General features: G+C 48.4%; 16 protein-coding genes, 1 pseudogene and 1 riboswitch. Of the genes and pseudogenes, 13 read left to right on the top strand and 4 right to left on the bottom strand.

Annotated features, from left to right (window positions below; all coding sequences use genetic code 11):
• The first annotated feature begins 64 nt into the window (after positions 1 to 64).
• The 4 genes from J2T14_RS25045 (at position 65) to J2T14_RS25030 (ending at position 3,157) form a co-directional block, all read left to right on the top strand.
• Positions 65 to 586 (top strand): DinB family protein, encoded by a 522-nt coding sequence (locus tag J2T14_RS25045; protein WP_307475258.1) that lies wholly within the window; start codon positions 65 to 67, stop codon positions 584 to 586.
• A gap of 430 nt (positions 587 to 1,016) precedes the next feature.
• Entirely contained in the window at positions 1,017 to 1,679 is a 663-nt protein-coding gene (locus J2T14_RS25040; protein WP_307475256.1) for an SDR family NAD(P)-dependent oxidoreductase, read from the top strand.
• Between the two features lie 209 nt (positions 1,680 to 1,888).
• Entirely contained in the window at positions 1,889 to 2,317 is a 429-nt protein-coding gene (locus J2T14_RS25035; RefSeq protein ID WP_307475254.1) for a MerR family transcriptional regulator, read from the top strand.
• Positions 2,318 to 2,335: 18 nt separating this feature from the next.
• Positions 2,336 to 3,157: an NmrA family NAD(P)-binding protein gene (locus tag J2T14_RS25030; protein WP_307475252.1), complete on the top strand. Its 822-nt coding sequence runs from the start codon at positions 2,336 to 2,338 to the stop codon at positions 3,155 to 3,157.
• A 232-nt stretch (positions 3,158 to 3,389) separates the two neighbouring features.
• Here the strand turns inward: J2T14_RS25030 and J2T14_RS25025 are convergent, their stop codons facing one another.
• A complete protein-coding gene (locus J2T14_RS25025; RefSeq protein WP_307475250.1) occupies positions 3,390 to 3,749 on the bottom strand; it encodes a VOC family protein in 360 nt (119 codons plus the stop codon).
• Between the two features lie 103 nt (positions 3,750 to 3,852).
• Here J2T14_RS25025 and J2T14_RS25020 point away from each other — a divergent pair, with 103 nt between their 5' ends.
• The 9 genes and pseudogenes from J2T14_RS25020 to J2T14_RS24980 all read left to right on the top strand — a co-directional run bounded on the left by J2T14_RS25020 (position 3,853) and on the right by J2T14_RS24980 (position 10,457).
• Positions 3,853 to 4,569 carry a TetR/AcrR family transcriptional regulator C-terminal domain-containing protein gene (locus J2T14_RS25020; RefSeq protein ID WP_307475248.1) on the top strand — a complete coding sequence of 239 codons (717 nt, stop codon included), beginning with the start codon at positions 3,853 to 3,855 and terminating at the stop codon, positions 4,567 to 4,569.
• Between the two features lie 590 nt (positions 4,570 to 5,159).
• A complete protein-coding gene (locus J2T14_RS25015) occupies positions 5,160 to 5,582 on the top strand; it encodes a DoxX family protein (RefSeq protein ID WP_307475246.1) in 423 nt (140 codons plus the stop codon).
• Positions 5,583 to 5,744 (top strand): annotated as a pseudogene (locus J2T14_RS25010) (transcriptional regulator); the annotation flags it as partial.
• Positions 5,741 to 6,163, top strand: a complete 423-nt coding sequence (locus J2T14_RS25005) for an SRPBCC family protein (RefSeq protein ID WP_307475244.1) — start codon at positions 5,741 to 5,743, stop codon at positions 6,161 to 6,163. The pseudogene J2T14_RS25010 and the gene J2T14_RS25005, both read left to right, overlap by 4 nt.
• A 56-nt stretch (positions 6,164 to 6,219) precedes the next feature.
• Positions 6,220 to 6,684: a phage tail protein gene (locus tag J2T14_RS25000; RefSeq protein ID WP_307205072.1), complete on the top strand. Its 465-nt coding sequence runs from the start codon at positions 6,220 to 6,222 to the stop codon at positions 6,682 to 6,684.
• Positions 6,685 to 7,173: 489 nt separating this feature from the next.
• The gene (locus tag J2T14_RS24995; protein ID WP_307475242.1) at positions 7,174 to 8,358 is read left to right on the top strand and encodes an epoxide hydrolase family protein; all 1,185 of its coding nucleotides are present in this window, start codon (positions 7,174 to 7,176) and stop codon (positions 8,356 to 8,358) included.
• Between the two features lie 151 nt (positions 8,359 to 8,509).
• Positions 8,510 to 9,157: a helix-turn-helix transcriptional regulator gene (locus J2T14_RS24990; protein WP_307475239.1), complete on the top strand. Its 648-nt coding sequence runs from the start codon at positions 8,510 to 8,512 to the stop codon at positions 9,155 to 9,157.
• Positions 9,154 to 9,420 (top strand): helix-turn-helix transcriptional regulator, encoded by a 267-nt coding sequence (locus tag J2T14_RS24985; RefSeq protein WP_444939716.1) that lies wholly within the window; start codon positions 9,154 to 9,156, stop codon positions 9,418 to 9,420. Before J2T14_RS24990 ends, J2T14_RS24985 begins: the two co-directional genes overlap by 4 nt.
• A 43-nt stretch (positions 9,421 to 9,463) precedes the next feature.
• Positions 9,464 to 9,541: riboswitch (ZMP/ZTP riboswitch) on the top strand.
• 55 nt (positions 9,542 to 9,596) lie between these two features.
• A complete protein-coding gene (locus tag J2T14_RS24980; protein WP_307475234.1) occupies positions 9,597 to 10,457 on the top strand; it encodes a bifunctional 5,10-methylenetetrahydrofolate dehydrogenase/5,10-methenyltetrahydrofolate cyclohydrolase in 861 nt (286 codons plus the stop codon).
• 127 nt (positions 10,458 to 10,584) lie between these two features.
• Here J2T14_RS24980 and J2T14_RS24975 read toward each other — a convergent pair whose 3' ends face one another.
• The 3 genes from J2T14_RS24975 to J2T14_RS24965 all read right to left on the bottom strand — a co-directional run bounded on the left by J2T14_RS24975 (position 10,585) and on the right by J2T14_RS24965 (position 14,688).
• Entirely contained in the window at positions 10,585 to 11,298 is a 714-nt protein-coding gene (locus J2T14_RS24975) for a hypothetical protein (protein ID WP_307475231.1), read from the bottom strand.
• Between the two features lie 365 nt (positions 11,299 to 11,663).
• Positions 11,664 to 14,024: an MMPL family transporter gene (locus J2T14_RS24970; RefSeq protein ID WP_307475229.1), complete on the bottom strand. Its 2,361-nt coding sequence runs from the start codon at positions 14,022 to 14,024 to the stop codon at positions 11,664 to 11,666.
• Positions 14,025 to 14,073: 49 nt separating this feature from the next.
• Positions 14,074 to 14,688 (bottom strand): TetR/AcrR family transcriptional regulator, encoded by a 615-nt coding sequence (locus J2T14_RS24965; RefSeq protein WP_307475227.1) that lies wholly within the window; start codon positions 14,686 to 14,688, stop codon positions 14,074 to 14,076.
• Positions 14,689 to 14,871 lie beyond the last annotated feature (183 nt).

The raw sequence follows: 14,871 nt of genomic DNA, 5'->3' as shown, positions 1-14,871 counted from the left end.
ATGAGGGGCTTAGCGCATAACTGCCCATAAACTGCGCGATTCCCCGCCGAGAGGGGAATAACAATTGAAGACAAACGCATTGCGGCAATACGATTACCATGTATGGGCGAACAAGAAGGTGAACGCTTATTTGCAGGAGCTTACCGAAGAGGTGTATCGCAAAGAAATCCAAAGCGTGTTTCCAACGATCTACGAGGCGATGGTTCACATCCATGTCATCGATTGCAATTGGTTGACGTTTTTCGAACAAGGCGGAGTTACGGACATGACAGCGGAATACGTGAGCGAATTAATGGAGAGAACGAATCGCCTTGCGGCCCAAACCAAGGGCAAGCCAATCGAAGAGCTGGATCTGATGATGAGCGAGCTAAGCGTACGGTTGCGTAAGTTTATCGCGGAGCACGAAGAGCTTGAAGCAATGTGTCCGTCGGGTGCGTTTCAAGCCCGTTACGTCGATTTCATCCAGCATCTTGTCAATCATGGAACGTACCACCGAGGAAATGTGACGGCCATGCTCAGGCAGATCGGACATCCTGGAACGCCGACAGACTTTGGCTTCTACTTGTATACGTTAAGTCAGCATTAGTTTTAATTAGGTCGATTGAAGTTTTAGTGAATGCTGACTCGGATTTCCCGATTGCTTTGCGCGAATAAAGCTATGTTGGTTTTTCGCAGTAACTTTCCGTAGGTTGAGGAGGTTTCGGGAGCTATACCGGATATTCGCATTAACTTTTACCATTCTCTATAACACCCTGCTTCACGCGAAGTTAATGCAGAGATCCAACATAGCCCTCCAACTATGCTCATATCGAACGAAGTTACTGCAGATTTCCAACATAGCTCGTCGCACTGGATTGAAATGAAGGAGCACCACCATTACCTTCGCTTGAAGGAGCTGGATAGAGAAATAAACAATTACGCCGCTTAGATGGGGCGAAACGGTTGACGTTGCATCTTTATTTCGATATTGTTAGAAATATAGAAATAACTAATATATGAAGGAAGGCGTGGTAAGGATGAGCCATATACCTTTGTTAGTCATAGTCGGTTCTGGACCGGGAGTAAGCGCCGGTATAGCCAAGAAATTCGGAAGCAATGGCTTCCGAGTGGTTCTCATATCAAGAACCAAATCATCTCTGGAACGCAGCTTGGAAGATCTTCGAAAGATACCTATTGAATCGCACGGAATTTCTGCAGATGCATCAGAACCGGATTCATTAAAAGCTGCCTTTAAACAGATAAAAGACAACTATGGAGCCACCGATGTTTTGGTATATAATGCGGCACATATCGTGCCGGGAGACCCCCTTTCATTAACCGAGCAGCAGCTTATTGAAGATTTTAAGGTGAACACTGTCGGTGCGTTGACCAGCGCTCAACAAGTAATTCCGGATATGGTCGAACGTAAACAGGGGACGCTCTTTTTCACTGGGGGCGGTATTGCACTGACTCCAAATCCACTGTATGCCTCTTTATCCATTGGCAAGGCTGCGATCCGCTCGCTTGCGCTTTCGATTGCCGAGACATTGTCTCCTTACGGAATTTATGTAGGGCAGGTTCTAATCGATGACCATGTCCGAAAGGGGACGTATTACGATCCGGACCGGATAGCCGATGTGTATTGGGAATTATATAACAAAAAGGACCAGAAGGAATATTTGTTTAAAGAGGAACTATAGCGCAATGAACAAGGCTGCCCCATGTTTCACCTCCAGAAGGATAACTCCCCTATCCGAAGCTTAAGCTAACGGCGAACTTAGTTTTGTGCCATGGAGCAGATTCCGATCCGGCAACTGCTCCATTTTTCATCAATGGCTAAAGCGCCGTTATGCGCAGCTAAACCTTCTCCCATATCTAGGACTTGACATTAACACTAGTGTCACACTTTATGATGAAACTAATTATTGAAAAGAAGGGAGTTCGTGATTTGAAAATAAGTAAAATCGCTAAACTAACCGGGATCAGTGCCAGATCCGTCCGGTATTACGAGCAGAAAGGATTACTCACGGTTTCTCGTCATGACAATAATTATCGTGAGTTTGATGATTCTATTGTTGAACTGATAAATACGATTCAACTGTATCTTGGTTTAGGTTTAACAACGGATCAGATTAAGGATGTTTTATATTGCAAGCACTCCGAAAATTCCGGAAACGGACTACATGACAAAAAAGACGAGTACTGCGAAGAACTAATGCAAGTATATGAGACTAAACGAAATGAAGTAATCAGACAAAGGCTGGCATTGGAAGAAGCTCAAATACGTTTGGAAAAGCAAATTAACGTAATGAGAGAAAACCGGGATAAATGGGTATAAGGCTTAGGAGGATGAACAATGACCATTTTAGTAACGGGAGCAGCCGGTAATGTTGGTCGTCATGTTGTCGATCAACTTGTTCAGGCCGGCCAACGTGTGCGTGCGATGACGCGAAATCCGGCAAATGCAAACTTTCCGGAAGGAGTTGAGGTCGTTTATGGCGACCTTACTGTACCAGAATCTCTTGTACCGGCATTGAACGGCGTTACAGGGATGCATTTGATCACTTTCAGCAGTGAAGGATACGGACCACTGCAGACTGGACCCGAGATTGTTGAACTGGCTATGAATGCCGGCGTAAGGCGAGTCACGGTATTGTGGAGTGGTGCGAATGGCCCAGTGGAGCAGGCAGTGGAAGCCAGCAGCCTCGAGTGGACCTTTCTCCAACCTACCCCAGAGTTTATGTCCAATGCATTATTGTGGGCGGAGTCCATCCGCATGGAAGGTGTTGTTAGTGAGCCATTTGGCGGCTCTTTGGATGCTATGATACACCCCGCTGATATAGGCAGTGTGGCTGCATCCGCGCTGATCAACCCCGGTCACGCAGGTAAAATTTATACGCTGACCGGTCCCGAAGTGTTGACCATTCCCGAGAAAGTTCGCACGATCAGTGCAGCGATCGGAAGGGATATCCGATTCGTTGAGCTCACCGAAGAGCAAGCGCGCGAACGCATGAGGAAAAGAGGGGCTCAAGAGGACGTTATCGATTTTGTAATAGGATGGCACGCCAACCCTCCAAAATCTGCGTATACTGTGGTTCCGACTGTCGAGCAGGTCACTGGCCGTCAAGCACGCAACTTTGCCCAGTGGGTGTCTGAAAACGTTCATCACTTTGAATAGATCTTACTTTTTGTACGAAGGGTGATCGTTCAACGGGTAACGATAGCTCCGGCAGCCGGCCAATCGGCTGCCGGTTCAATTGAAGTAACCGGCAGCATTCCAACGATACCCATCATTTGTAGTTCTGTGATAATGGAACGCTATCGATGAGATAGAAAATTTGAAGCATTGTTTATCGATGATTCATGGTACTAATGCAAAACGAATATGAGATCATTCAGCTTATAGAAACTTAAAGGCTGAAGCAGGTCACCTCAAACAGGATTCCGCCAAGAGCAGTGAAGTACAGGGTGTATCCATTCCTTACTATGCCGGGCTCATTCTCCGTCGGGATATTGGCTTCTACAAGTTTCGTGTAAAATTGATCCACATCGGACTTGGTTTCAACATAAAACCCTAGATGAAAGTCTTTTGGGTAAGTGTATACCTTTTTTGAATTAGACTGCAGAACCAGAGTAAACCCAGTCCTATCAGTCATCACGGCAATGACGTCTCCTTTTTGATCTGACAATTTAAAGTCGAAAAGATTGCTAAAAAAATCTCTTGCCTCAGTCAGATTGTTTACACATAGATTCAAGTGGTTCAGATTCATTCGATTTGTCTCCTTTTATTATTTTTCTAATGGTGTTAGATAAATCTAATGGTATTAGATTACGGGTATCTGGTATAATTGTCAAGTGAAAGAGGTGAATGGCTTGGCAAGGAAACGAAAGTACCCCCTGCATATAAACTCGGCAATTGAAGAACAGCAAACCGGTTATATCCCGCTTGATCGGATTCGGATAATAGAAGCTGCCTTACAGTTATTGAATGAGATTGGCTTAAAAGAATTAAGCATGAGGAAAATAGCAGATCAATTGCATGTGAAAACAGCCTCCTTATATTATCATGTCAAAGACAAGGAACAGTTGATGCAGCTACTCACAGATAAGATAAGCGGGGAATTGCTCTGGCCGGAAACGTCTTTGCCATGGGAAGAGCAGGTATACCAATGGGCGGATCAGTTCAGAAAGGTTCTGCTCGCGCACAAAGACGCGGTAGAATTGTTTAATCAAACGATTGCCGTGGGATATGAACGGTTAACGCAAATCGAAAAACTATATCAATTACTCGTCTCGGCAGGCTTTTCTGACCCCCAGGTTCCGTGGATCGCGTCAATGCTGAAAAGTTATGTCCTTGGTTTTGCAGCCGAAGAGGTTCGCCTGAATGCTATTGCCGGGAAGGAGCATTCTTCATATGGGGAATTGGAAGATAAGTATGATAGCTTTTATCGTAAACTGCCGGAGGAACGGTTTCCGAATGTGGTTCGCCTAGCTTCTTATACCACAAAATCCAGTGTGGATAATGAATTTAAATTTGGATTGGATGTATTAATAGACGGGTTTACGGCAAAACTCGCACGTGAAAAATAATGAACTTGCCGTTATAGCCGGCGCGGAGAACCGTACCGCAAGTCATTAAGCTGACGGAGAACGCTAGTTGAATCAGCAATCTAAAACCTTCTATTAGAAGCAAGCCAGAATTAATTGCTCTAATAGGAGGTTTTATGATTTTAATCAGCGCGCTTAATTTGATTGTAACGGGAAAGCCTGCGTGGAAATTCAGGAATCTGGCATGGGGGCGGATAGAAACAGTCGGATGACAAGAACGTGTACCAATTCAATCCCGCGCAAATCGCGGTTTTTTTTATTTTATCGGAACACATTCTTGTCACTTCTCAGTGTCAAGAATGTGTTCCGAATGCGGCCAAGAATATTACCGATTCCCGGCAGCTGAAAGGCCATACGATCAGCTGCCGTTGTCGATGTAACGGACGGTTATCTAGCATTGCTAACTGACGCAGACGTTTTCATGCGGAGTTGAATATGTTGTTGACAGGACACCGAATGGTGTCTTATAATTAAAACGTCACCATATGGTGTCCAAATGGAAACTAGTCATTTTGAGAGTGTAGAGCAACGAAATCATTCACTTGAATCAACAATTATGAGGAGGAAACAAAATGAGTACGATCACTGGTGCGGAAACAACCGCGAAAGTAGAAACCCAGTCCAGAGGAAAAATGATTGCTTATTGGACAGTCACAGCATTACTGGCAATGTCTATTACGTTAAGTGGTATCGGGCAACTGATGCAATATGGGGGGAATGTCGAGTTAGTGACTAACATTGGTTTTCCATTATACGTCACGTACATTCTCGGCAGTTGGAAATTGCTTGGAGTCATTGCTATCGTCGTGCCAGGCATTCCTAGGCTTAAAGAATGGGCTTATGCCGGTATCTTCTTTTTAATGACTGGCGCGGCATTATCTCATGCGTTTGCCAACGATTATGGTGAAAACGGGTTTAATTTGATCCTACCGCTCTCGTATGCCGCACTTAATATCGCCTCGTGGGCACTGCGCCCGAGAAACCGCAAGCTTTAAGAGGCCGGACTGGTACTTGACCGAAAAGTCGGCAGGGAAACGCTATTTAGGTTAAACGCCGCTCCACTCAGGGAAATTCAAGATTGGGTGGCTTTCTACAGCAAGTTCTGGAGTGCGAATATGTTGCGTTTGAAACAACTGTTAGAGGAGGAAGAAGAATGAGTTTAACATTAACCTTGGATTTTCAGTACAAGACAACGATCGAGAAGCTTTGGTCCGCCTTAACCGATTCCAGCAAGCTTGCCAAGTGGGTGGCCAACATCCACACCGGTCAGCCGATGGAAAATGATTTTAAGCCCGTCGTAGGACACCGTTTTCAGTTTCGCACGCAGCCGAACGAATACTGGGATGGCATTATAGAAGGCGAAGTGCTTATCGTGGAAGCACCAAACCGGGTTTCCTATACCTGGGCCAGCGGTGGGGAGAAGCACACGATCACCTGGACGCTGCAGGATTTAGGGGACGGCCAGGTTAACCTTCATCTCGAACAAACCGGAATTTCGAATGAACCAGCACTCAATGGTGCTAAGTATGGTTGGAATAAATGGTGCGGCGATCTTGAGAAGGCGTTGGAACAGTAACCGCATTCGGTACCAAAACATGGAAGGGAAATAAAGAGATAAGAGGAGAGATGAAAATGTCCTATATCGTTGAATTCAAAAATGTGTCTACGGTTGGTTTAGAGTCTTCGCCTGTAGCAGAAGCGCTTGCTGGTTTGCGTGCTAATGAAGCCCGTTACTTTATGAGCAAATACAAGCATGAATTTGCGGTTGTGCCAGCTAGCGAAAGTCAGGAGACCCTAGATTATGTGAACCGGATTCTGAAAGAAGAACGTGATATTGAGTTTGCGGCCAAACCTTTAGCAACGTCGCGTTTTCAAGTGGAAAATATCAAATGGGCCTTCGTCTTTTATGAGGATGGTCTTGAGGTCAACGTCATGTATACGGTGGATGACCCTAAGAAGCGGGCCGTTGGTTTTAAGCTTTCCGAAGGGATGGAGGTGCCAAAGGAGTTGGAAGAGAAGTTTAAGTTTGCTAGACAGAAGTCTAAACTAGCCGGAACAATTCGGGGCTCGTTTTTTGTAATTAAAGGAGAATATTAAAGTAAGCAAAAGCGACTTTATGCGCAGCGTTCGAAAGAAAGCGCCAGGTAATATGACGGGTACGATAGTAAAATAACGCGCCGATCGGAATCCGATCGGCTTTGTTTTGTACGGGGGGATGAACTCGATAATCGGTACTGATTCTTGTCACTTTTCGGTAAATTTTTGATCCCTTGGTCTGGTACGTTTATATAGCCCCCACGATATAAGGTTGTAACTTACGGCTCCGCTTGAGGAAAAAGAATCCGGCAGGGGAGCCTTCCTCCGCTTTCTCTAAAAATTCGCGCATGATCTTAATGGCGTTATCTTGAAAAAGACACTTTCCGAAACCGGAAGAGAACTGGTTGCTGAGCTCCTAATCAGTTAATTGGCTTCCGATTTTTTTGAAGCACCGAATAACCCTGACATAAGGCTGTCAGGGTCGATGGCTTAAACTTATAAATGTAAGCAAGAGAGAACGACAACCCCAAATTCGAGGAGGCCATTCCCATGACAGTGAACAACCCAATGACAAGCCAAGTAAGCCAAGAAAGCAACGACATTAACGAAATTCGTCCTTTCCGTATCGAGATTCCGCAAGCCGACTTAGATGACCTGAAGCAGCGTCTGTCCCTAACGCGTTGGTTAGACGGCCAATCGGGCACGGAATGGAAGTACGGCGTATCCAAGGACTATCTAAAAGACGTGGTCAGTTACTGGCAGGACGGTTACGACTGGAGGAAGTTCGAAGCGCGTCTGAATGAATACCCGCAATTCACGACGACCATTGACGGAGCGAACATCCATTTCATGCATATCGAATCCCCGGAACCGAACGCCATTCCGCTGCTGCTGACGCATGGATTCCCCAGCTCGATCGCCGAATTTCTGGATCTCATCGGTCCACTCAGCAATCCGCGCGCCCACGGCGGAGATCCGGCGGATGCTTTCCATCTTGTCATACCGTCCGTGCCGGGCTTCGGATTCTCTGGCTCAAGTCTGGATACAGGATGGAACATATCCCGCATTGCGAAAGCGTGGGATGAATTGATGAGTCGCCTCGGTTACGATCAATACGGCTCGCATGGCAGCGATCTTGGCGCTCTCGTCTCCAGGGAGCTCGGTCTTATGAAGCCGAAAGGGCTGCTTGCGCTTCACGTGCTCCAGCTGTTCTCTTTCCCATCGGGCGACCCCGAGGAAATGGCGAAGCTGACAGAAGAGGATGGTCGAAGACTGCAATTCCTTGCTAACTTCCATGAGCGTGCCGGTTTCAATGCGATTCAATCGACTCGGCCGCAAACGCTCTCTTATGGGCTTGCAGACTCGCCTGTCGGTCAACTCGCTTGGATCGCGGAACTGTTTAATGGATTTGGCGATCATATCGACTTTATCGATCGCGATTCCTTGCTTACGAATACGATGATCTACTGGTTAACCAATACGGCAGAGTCGGCGACTCGGATCTACTACGAGAATGCGCATATTCCAAGTCCTGTCGCTCAGGAAGTGAACGCTTCTCCGACCGGGCTTGCCGTATTCGGCAACGATTTCAAGTCTATCGAGCTCTTCGCGAGAAGGGATAATTCGAACATCGTCCAGTGGTCGGAGTTCGAGCGCGGTACGCATTTCGCTGCCTTCGATGAACCCGAGCTCCTTGCATCCGACCTCCAAAGCTTCTTCCGCCGATTCCGATAAAATGAAAACCGGCTGTGCAACAACAATAGCGATCAGCCGGTTTTTCTTGTCCTAACTATAAAAGGCATTTGCAGTCCAGTGTAGAATCTTCCTAAGAGTGAACATGGCGATTCATGATTCGCATGGCCGTTACACCAAGGAGGATTCTATAATGAAGCTGGACCGCCTGCTGGCGATTACGATGACCCTGCTCAATCAGCCGAGAGTGAGTGCGACTGCGCTGGCCGAGCGTTTCGAAGTTTCTTTGCGTACGATTTACCGGGACATGGAAGCCATCAATCAATCGGGCATTCCTATTGTGTCCTACCCCGGTGCGGATGGGGGTTATGAAATCATGTCAAACTACCGTATCGATAAGCAAGTGTTGACGCTTGAAGATTTCTCGTCCATCTATGCGGCTCTTCGCGGCATCCGAACCGCGACGGACAGCTCTGACGATCACGAATTGCTAGACAAGATCGGAGCGATGATTCCTGGATCAGCCGATACCGCTAAGGCTGATATTTCGCGGATCGATCTCGATTTTAAGCCAACCCCCAACGACAAGCTGAAGTTTGGGCCGCTGCACGATGCAATCAAAGAGCTGCATCTGGTCCGTTTTGCTTATTTGAACAATAAAGGCGAGGAATCGGAACGCACAGTAGAGCCGATGGGGCTCTACCTGAAAGGTTATGTCTGTGCCTCTTGCGATCCGAGGTCCGCAACTTCCGGTTATCCCGGATCCTCCGCTTGTCGGTGCTGCCAGAGATATTCGTACGACGGAATTATACCCTTCAAGATGTGGAGAAGCAGTTCATGAGCAAAGCCGACTTCTCGAAGGTAGAGGTAGAGCTTCATTTTGCCCCGGCGGCGAGGACGAGAGTGCTGGATGAATTCGGTTTCGATCAGATCCATGACAACGAGGATGGAACATTGTCGGTTACTGCCCATTATTCCTCCACGAATCGTGCACTCCAAACGGTTCTTAGCTATGGCACTCAAGTTACCGTGATCGCGCCGCTGGACTTCATCGAGGAGTTAAAGAAACATATTCGAGGCATGACGGAGAAATATGGGGTTTAGAATTTGAAGTATCTGTAACCAGTTGTTATAATGAAGCCATAAATGGACTGCGTGTAACTGGCGAACATGGGTAACCATGAGGGAGCACGCGGATGACTAGCCGTACGCCTGGGCAAAGGTAAGGGGATACTCCCCTTGCCTTTTTATGTTTCATTCACCTGGAAAGGGATGATCGGATGACAGCAGCCAAAGTGATATTGGATGGTAATCAAGTTGCAATGGACATCAAGGAAAAATTGTCGGGCAGAGTTATGAGTCTCTTGGAGCAAGGGATTGTCCCTTGTTTGGCGACGATTTTAGTTGGCGACGATCCGTCATCGGCCACCTATGTACGTATGAAAGGAAACGCATGTAAGCGACTCGGTATCCGATCTATACGGGTTGAACTGCCCGAGAATACGTCGACAGATGAATTAATCGCGGCTATTCAAGAGCTCAATGCCGATCCTAATGTTCATGGCATATTGCTGCAACACCCCGTTCCTCATCAAATTGACGAGAGAGCGGCTTTCGAAGCCATAAGCATTGAAAAGGACGTAGACGGGGTAACGACTCTCGGGTTTGCTCAAAACGCTTTTGGTTTCGCCGATTTCCCTTCTTGTACGCCAGCAGCGATCGTTGCTATTTTGGATTATTACCATATACCGATCGAAGGGAAACACGCCGTTGTTATTGGGAGGAGCCCAATTCTGGGCAAGCCTGTGTCCTTAATGCTATTAAACAAAAATGCAACGGTAACGACATGCCATTCCAAAACGACAAATTTAGAAGATATCGTACGATTAGGGGATATTGTAGTGGCGGCGGTCGGCAGGCCAAAATTCGTTCAAGGCGACTGGATAAAACCGGGGGCTGTCGTTTTAGACGCTGGCTATAACGAGGGCAATATTGGAGATGTCGATTACGCTGATTGTTTGGAGAAGGCGTCTGCGATTACGCCTGTTCCGGCGGGGGTTGGGCCGGTGACGATAGCTACATTGCTCAAACACACGGTTGAAGCAGCTGAAAAACTGGCCGATTTCCGTAAAAATAGCTAACGGAAGACGACTGCCACTAAAAATGAAACAGCAGCGGACTGAGACTTGAAAATAAAGTCTTAGGCTGCTGCTTTTTATTATGCTGATAATGAAGTTGTTATTGAGGAATCGCTTCCTGCTCAGAACCTTAACCGCCTAATATTTGGTCATACTTCTCCGCAATCTTTCTCCAGTCTGAGTTCCCCCAATCACAACCTTCGAGCAGTTCCTTAAGCTTGACTTCGACCCTTGGATCGACGATATGATTACGTTGCAAATGAAGATCCAAAACAGCCAGCAATACCTTTGCCATATCCAACCCGCCAACGTCCATAGACGACAGGTCCTCCGGAAAAAACTTCACCCGCATATTGTTCGCCGTAGCGCTATCCTCCTTGGAGTACAACAAATCATAGAGTATCGCAAACTTTTCCGCAAACTCCGCGCTTTCGATCGTTCGGAAAAAAGCAGGCTCGTTAACTTCGGCGTTCGGGGTTCCGATAAAAAGCGTATTGCCGCCCATATTGGTCACCATGAATCTTCTGTCATCCTTTAAGTCTTTCAGCATTGATATTCTTGGAATGCCCGAACGAGGGATTTTGCCAAGGTTTTGTTTTAGTCCGTTAGAGAATGCCTCGTGTACCGCGCTGACATCATCCACTCGCAGATAGCACATGCTTGGATTTTCAGCAGGCAATGTTTTTTTGCTTCCGTAGAAGTGAATCTCTAGCGAACCGTACTGTACAACCGCATAAGGATTCGGGCGAGTATAGGTCTGAACGATTGTGAATCCGAGGTTTTCGTAAAAGGCGACCTGTTCCATTATGGACGGACACGGTAAAATAGGTATGATTTTATCCATTAGCGTTCAACTCCTGCCGGGGGATTTATAACTTACAACCTTATCGTACAACATTCATGCAAATGATAAGGTTTGACCGAACCGACATACCTAAGAAAGAGAGAGAGAGAGGTGATGGCATAAACAGAAAGACGCTTGGAAGCGTCTGCTGCACGAGCCCGTCAACATCTATTTTAAGCAAAGTGTAAGAGCATATGTGATCTTACGAGAGAGGCTTGGTTTGTGACTGCGTCTGTAAGTGCACATAGGCTCTTAAAGAGCCAATAACCATAGTACATCACGGGTCAGCCATAGAAAAAAAGCCGGAGAATGGATCCCTGCATGCGAGGGATATTCTCCGGCCTTTTTTTACGAAGTTTCTCAATCTAGTGAGCCTGACGAGGTATCGCTTTCGTCTTCTTGTTGACTGCGGCGCCTTCCTGCTCCTTCAGCTCGGCAAGCAGCTTATCGCCTTCGACGTCGAGATTCGGAAGCGACTTGTCGAGCCACTTCGGCAGCCACCAAGCTTTGTCTCCGAAGATTGCCATGACGGCAGGGACGAGCGCCATGCGAACGAAGAAGGCGTCGATCAGAATGCCGATCGCCAGCGCAAAGCCGATCTGTTTGATCATAATATCATGAGCAAAGATAAAGCCGGCGAACACGGAAACCATAATGACCGCCGCGGCTATAACGACGCGGCTGGCCTGATCGTATCCTTGAATGACGCTTTCCTTGCCATGATGCCCATGAACGTAAGATTCGCGCATCGAGCTGACGAGGAACACTTGATAATCCATCGCGAGTCCGTATAATATGCCGGTAACCATGATCGGCATGAAGCTGAGCAGCGGGCCGCCCGTGTCGAATCCGAACAGGTCGTGCACCCATCCCCATTGGAACACCGCTGTCGTGATTCCGAATGTAGCGAGTACGCTGAGGAGGAATCCGACCGTCGCTTTGACCGGCACGATGATCGAACGGAATACGAGCAGTAAAATAATGATCGAAAGAATGACGATAATGCCGACGTAGAGCGGGAATACCTCAGCCAGCTTCGACGACATGTCGATGTTGATCGCGGTAAAGCCGGTAACGCCAATCTTAACATCATGCGATTGCGCCATGCCGGAGTCGGTGGCGCGAAGCTCTTGCACCAGATCTCTCGTCTCTTTGTCCGTTGGCCCTGTTTTCGGAATGAGGCTGATGATGGCCATATCGCCGGTTTTGTTGACGCCCATCGGCGTTACGACCGAAACGTTGTCATGCTGCTGAAGTTCTTGAACCAGCCCGCCAAGCGTCTCCATTGTGATGGCGTCCGAGGAACCTTGCGGTTCGGCGACCAGAAGCAGCGGACCGTTGAAGCCCTCGCCGAAACCGTTCGAAATCGCGTCGTAGCTTTGTCTTGCAGTCGTGTCCAAGTTCGCTGTCGCGCCTGAAGGAATACCCATTTCCATCTTCGCAACAGGAATCGCGGCCGCGCCAAGAATGACAATGACGGCAACGACAATGGCCCAACGGCCCTTCACGACGGCTGTTACCCAGCGGTGCGCGAATCCATTCGGATTCGTGTTGCTTTGGCTGCTGACTTTCGCGCGTGCTTTGGCCGAACAGATGCGTTCACCGACCAGTCCGAGCAAAGCCGGCAGCAGGGTCAGAGCAACCAACACATTGGCAAGAACGGCTACGGCGGCAACAAGCGCCATGGCGGACAAGAAGCCGATACCGATGACAAGCATGCCGCAAAGTGCAATGATAACGGTCAAGCCTGCGAAGAACACGGCACTGCCTGCGGTGCCGACCGCTCTGCTGGCTGCTTCCTTAGCGCTAAGTCCCTGTTCGAGAATCATGCGGCGCTGACGGTTCACGATGAACAGCGAGTAGTCGATGCCGACGGCGAGTCCGACCATAAGCGCCAGAACAGGCGTAAGATCGGTCATATGGAACACGTTAGAGAAAGCAAATGCCCCGCCTACGCTGATGCCCACGCCCATAAGAGCGGTTAGAAGCGGCAGACCCGCGGCAACAACCGAACCTAGCGTCATGAAGAGAACGACGGCGGCGACGGCAATGCCGATCGCTTCCGTCGAGCCGATTGCCGGCTTAGTAGCAAGCGAGTCGCTTGGCAATGCGGTAATCCCTGCCTGCTCCACAGGCATTACAGCATCGATGACCAAATCGGGTACCGTTTCGGGCAGCGACATTTGCTGAACGGTGAATTGGAATTGGAAGAGGGCAACGCTGCCGTCCGATGCGATCATAACGCCAGGCACGGGAACGCCGTCCACCATCATTGGGCCGTATGGAGGCAATTCGCCTGCGGCTCCTTGAGCGGCCCCGGCTGCTGCATCGCCTTGCGCTGCTTGGCCGGCTTGCGCAGCGGCGTCGGTCATCGATGCTCCGGCTTGCGCAGCCAGTTCGATCGGATTAATGACATAGTCAAGGTTATATACTTTATTAACGGCTTCGGTAATAGAGGTCAGACGCTCTGCCGTGTCCAGACGTTCGCCCTCGGGCGCCGTAAACACGATGCTCGCTTGACCGCCGGAAGCTTCCGGCAGCTCTGCCGACAACTGGTCTAGCACCTTCTGCGATTCCGTGCCCTCGATTTTCATATCGGACGTGACATGGATGCCGTTGACGCCCAATATGGCGAGCACGATGCCGAGAATCGCGATCCAGCTGACAATGAAATACCACGGTTTGGAATAGGCGGATTTGCCCATTTTGTACAGGAAAGTTGACATGCGTTAGCGTTTCTCCTTTGCATGCATAATATTTATGTTGACCTAATGATTAAAATCCTTTGCGCAAGTAATCGAACATCGTATCCAAATAATGATCGAACGTAACGGCCTCCGGCGCTTCGGGCGCTGATTCGCCTGGAAGCAAAACGTTCATACTGCCGTCAAGCAATGGCAGCACGGCCCCGTAAACGGCGCCGACGAGCAGGTGCGTGTATCCGTCGGGATAACGTCCGCGGGACAGATCGCTTATAACGTCTTGTGCCGTTATTTGCAGGCTGCGAAGCGCGCTGAGAATGTACGGCTCAAGCGTCGGGTTCTGCTTCGAAAGCGTTAAGAGCTGACGCAATTTCCATAAATGCTCTCCCGTCAGCTGCAGTTTCATGAGCTGGTACAGGATGTCGAGCGGCGTCATGTCCTCGTTCAAGCTTCCGATCCAAGCCTCGACTTCATCCGCGCCGTTAAAGATGACGGCGGCCATCGACACCGCTTCCTCCTTGCAGGAGTAGTAGTTCGCGAACGTTCTTCTGGAGTACCCTGCGCGCTGCACGACGTCCTCGACGACGAAGCCGTCCAGTCCTTTCGCCAGCGCAAGAGCGAACGCCGCATCGGCAAGCGCATTTGCGGTTGCTTCCCTCTTGATATCGCGTAAGCTTTGTTTGTTCATCAACTGTCCGCCTAAGCGCTCACCTCATTTCATAATTATATTATTGCCCAATGGGCAAATATGCACAATGAGCAAAATGTTACGGTTTTGTGGCGAAAGCAAAAAGTCTTGAAAATGCTAATCAAAAAGTCGGAATTATGTTAGCTAACTAACAAGTAATGCAATATAATTAGGATGGAATTA

Source organism: Paenibacillus harenae (genome assembly GCF_030812415.1).
Lineage (GTDB): Bacteria > Bacillota > Bacilli > Paenibacillales > Paenibacillaceae > Pristimantibacillus > Pristimantibacillus harenae_A.
Note: the sequence above shows the minus strand (reverse complement) of the source record. Positions and strands in the feature narration are given on the sequence as shown.

Coding starts and splice junctions, on each gene's coding strand:
- J2T14_RS24995 (WP_307475242.1), top strand. CDS start 7,174: ATGACAGTGAACAACCCAATGACAAGCCAAGTAAGCCAAGAAAGCAAC.
- J2T14_RS25035 (WP_307475254.1), top strand. CDS start 1,889: ATGATGAAACTAATTATTGAAAAGAAGGGAGTTCGTGATTTGAAAATA.
- J2T14_RS24990 (WP_307475239.1), top strand. CDS start 8,510: ATGAAGCTGGACCGCCTGCTGGCGATTACGATGACCCTGCTCAATCAG.
- J2T14_RS24970 (WP_307475229.1), bottom strand. CDS start 14,024: ATGTCAACTTTCCTGTACAAAATGGGCAAATCCGCCTATTCCAAACCG.
- J2T14_RS25000 (WP_307205072.1), top strand. CDS start 6,220: ATGTCCTATATCGTTGAATTCAAAAATGTGTCTACGGTTGGTTTAGAG.
- J2T14_RS25040 (WP_307475256.1), top strand. CDS start 1,017: ATGAGCCATATACCTTTGTTAGTCATAGTCGGTTCTGGACCGGGAGTA.
- J2T14_RS25005 (WP_307475244.1), top strand. CDS start 5,741: ATGAGTTTAACATTAACCTTGGATTTTCAGTACAAGACAACGATCGAG.
- J2T14_RS24980 (WP_307475234.1), top strand. CDS start 9,597: ATGACAGCAGCCAAAGTGATATTGGATGGTAATCAAGTTGCAATGGAC.
- J2T14_RS25025 (WP_307475250.1), bottom strand. CDS start 3,749: ATGAATCTGAACCACTTGAATCTATGTGTAAACAATCTGACTGAGGCA.
- J2T14_RS25015 (WP_307475246.1), top strand. CDS start 5,160: ATGAGTACGATCACTGGTGCGGAAACAACCGCGAAAGTAGAAACCCAG.
- J2T14_RS24975 (WP_307475231.1), bottom strand. CDS start 11,298: ATGGATAAAATCATACCTATTTTACCGTGTCCGTCCATAATGGAACAG.
- J2T14_RS24965 (WP_307475227.1), bottom strand. CDS start 14,688: ATGAACAAACAAAGCTTACGCGATATCAAGAGGGAAGCAACCGCAAAT.
- J2T14_RS25030 (WP_307475252.1), top strand. CDS start 2,336: ATGACCATTTTAGTAACGGGAGCAGCCGGTAATGTTGGTCGTCATGTT.
- J2T14_RS24985 (WP_444939716.1), top strand. CDS start 9,154: ATGAGCAAAGCCGACTTCTCGAAGGTAGAGGTAGAGCTTCATTTTGCC.